Below are 2,497 nucleotides of genomic sequence, written 5' to 3'. Positions count from 1 at the left end.
GTAACCGACCGATTGGGGCCGCCTGCCTGAGGCTGGGGTTCCGAGGTAAGACACGTGCATAACGACGTCGTTATGCACGTGTCTTATTCGGAGGAGCCATGCTGGGCGAGGTTCTGGGTGTCGAACGGCGCCGACGGTGGAGCGAAGATGAGAAGCTGGAGATCCTGTCGGAAGTCGGCGTCGGCGGGGTGTCGGTGACGCAGGTCGCGCAGCGCCACGAGATCACGCGGTCCCAGATCTACGGCTGGCGGCGTGATCTGAAGAAGAAGGGCCTATGGTCGCCGGATCGCGGGGCCGTTTTCCTGCCAGTGGATTTTAGTTCGTGCCCGGAGCCGGCAAGCGCCCCCGCGCCGTCTCGGTCAGTTCCGGTCGAGCTGCGGCTGAGCAACGGTCGCTGCCTGAGGTTCGACAGCGGGATCGATGAAGAGGCGCTGACCCGGTTGATCCGGGCGGTGGACGCGGCGTGATCGGGCCGGGAACCGGGGTTCGGGTCTACCTGGCCTGCGGCGCCACCGACATGAGGAAGGGCATCGCGGGGCTGTCGACCATGGCTCAGGATGTCCTGCGCCAGAAGCCCGCGAGCGGCGCGGTCTTTGCGTTCCGGGGGCGCAAAGGTGACCGGCTGAAGCTGCTTTACTGGGATGGCCAGGGTTTCTGCCTCTACTACAAGGTGCTCGAACGCGGTCGCTTCCCCTGGCCCAGCACCGAAGGTGGCATCGCCCGGCTGACCTCGGCACAGCTGGCCATGCTCTGGGAAGGGATCGACTGGCGGCGTCCGGACTGGGGTGCGCCGCCGGCACGGGTGGGTTGATTTACCCCTCTGATTCCCTTTGTTTTATTGGCTTTTGACGACACGGCGTGGTATTTGTCGGCATGTCCGAAGACGCCGACATTCTCACCGATGACCCCACCGTTCTGAAGGCGATGATCGTCGCGCTTCAGACGGAGAATGCGCGCATGTCGGCCACGCTTCAGGCCCACGAACAGCTGGTCCAGGCGCTGCGCCTGCGGATCGCCAGGTTGCAGAAACAGGCTTTCGGCAAGTCCTCGGAGAAGATCGAACGGGAGATCGCCCAGCTCGAGCTGGCGCTGGAAGACCTGCTGATAGCCGTCGCCGAACAGCGCAATGAACCGGCTGGCGAAGCGGATGCCGGACCTCCCGCCGCCGATGCCGGATCCGCTGAGGTGAAGCCCCGCCGCAGGCCCCGGGTCTCCGACGAGACCCCGCGGGAGCGACGGGAACTCGACCCCGGCACCTGCTGTCCTGATTGCGGCGGTGACCTTCGCGTGGTCGGCGAGGACGTGAGCGAGCTTCTCGACATGGTCGCCGCGCAGATGAAGGTCATCGAGATCGCACGGGTGAAGAAGTCCTGCCGCCGCTGCGAGAGGATGGTGCAGCCCGCGGCGCCAAGCCGCCCGATTCCGGGCAGCATGGCCGGACCGGGCCTGTTGGCGCATGTGCTGGTCTCCAAGTTCGATGACCATGTCCCGCTCTATCGCCTCAACGAGATCTACGCGCGCATGGGTGCGGACGTGCCCGACAGCACACTGCTGGACTGGTGCGGCCGGGCGATGAAGGTGCTCGCGCCGATCATCGAGAGGATCGAGGCCGAAGTCATGGCGGCGCCCGTGCTGCATGCGGACGACACGCCAATCCGCGTCCTGGACCGCTCCCGTCGCGACCGCGGCCTCGGCAAGGGGGTCAAGCAGGGGCGGGTCTGGGCCTATGTCTCCGACCAGAGGCCCTGGGCCGGCACGGCGCCGCCAGGCGTGGTCTACCGCTTCTCGCCGGACCGGAAAGGCGAGCATCCGCGTCAGCACCTGCAAAACAGCAGCGGTATCCTTCAGGCGGACGCCTATGCAGGCTTTGGCCAGCTCTACGAGCACCGCGCGGACGGCAGCAGCCAGTTCCGTGAGGCGGCCTGCTGGGCACATCTGCGGCGTGACTTTCACGATGTCTGGGAGTCCACGAAGTCCGAGATCGCGCGGGAGGCGCTCGACCGGATCGGGAAGCTCTACGATGTCGAACGGCGGATCGCCGGCCAACCCGCCGACCTGCGCAAGGCCGCACGGGAGCAGCACTCCCGCCCCCAGGTCGACGCCTTCAAGGCATGGGCCGAGGCCCAGCTGGCGCGCATCCCAGGCAAGGGCGATCTCGCGAAGGCCTTCCGCTACGGGCTCTCCCGCTGGCCCTCATTCGAACTGTTCCTCGAGGATGGTCGCATCGGGATCGATAACAACCCGGCCGAGCGCGCCATGCGCCCGATCGGCGTTGGCCGCCGCAACTGGCTCTTCGCTGGCTCCGACAGCGGCGGGGAAACCCTCGCCCGGGCCATGACCCTGATCGAGACGGCGAAGATGAGCGGGCTGGACCCGCAAGCGTGGCTTGCTGATGTCCTCGACCGCATCCACGATCACAAGATCAACCGCCTCGACGAACTGCTCCCGTGGAACTGGAAGTCGTAGGATCAGGCGACGGTATCAACCGGCCGGTTAC

The 2,497-nt window shown here is 66.5% G+C and carries 3 protein-coding genes; all 3 read left to right on the top strand.

What is annotated here, in order from left to right; genetic code table 11:
• Positions 1-98: 98 nt before the first annotated feature.
• The 3 genes from tnpA to tnpC all read left to right on the top strand — a co-directional run bounded on the left by tnpA (position 99) and on the right by tnpC (position 2,466).
• The gene (tnpA, locus tag ACRARE_RS22585; protein ID WP_133395045.1) at positions 99-467 is read left to right on the top strand and encodes an IS66-like element accessory protein TnpA; all 369 of its coding nucleotides are present in this window, start codon (positions 99-101) and stop codon (positions 465-467) included.
• A complete protein-coding gene (gene tnpB / locus ACRARE_RS22580; RefSeq protein ID WP_206076943.1) occupies positions 464-811 on the top strand; it encodes an IS66 family insertion sequence element accessory protein TnpB in 348 nt (115 codons plus the stop codon). The genes tnpA and tnpB overlap by 4 nt, the downstream gene beginning before the upstream one ends.
• A gap of 62 nt (positions 812-873) precedes the next feature.
• Positions 874-2,466, top strand: coding sequence for an IS66 family transposase (tnpC, locus tag ACRARE_RS22575; RefSeq protein ID WP_432658565.1), 1,593 nt, complete (start codon positions 874-876; stop codon positions 2,464-2,466).
• The last annotated feature ends 31 nt before the right edge of the window (positions 2,467-2,497 follow it).

Source organism: Pseudooceanicola aquaeponti (genome assembly GCF_050897975.1).
In the GTDB taxonomy this organism is placed as follows: Bacteria; Pseudomonadota; Alphaproteobacteria; order Rhodobacterales; family Rhodobacteraceae; genus Pseudooceanicola.
This window is presented reverse-complemented; position numbering and strand designations above follow the sequence as displayed.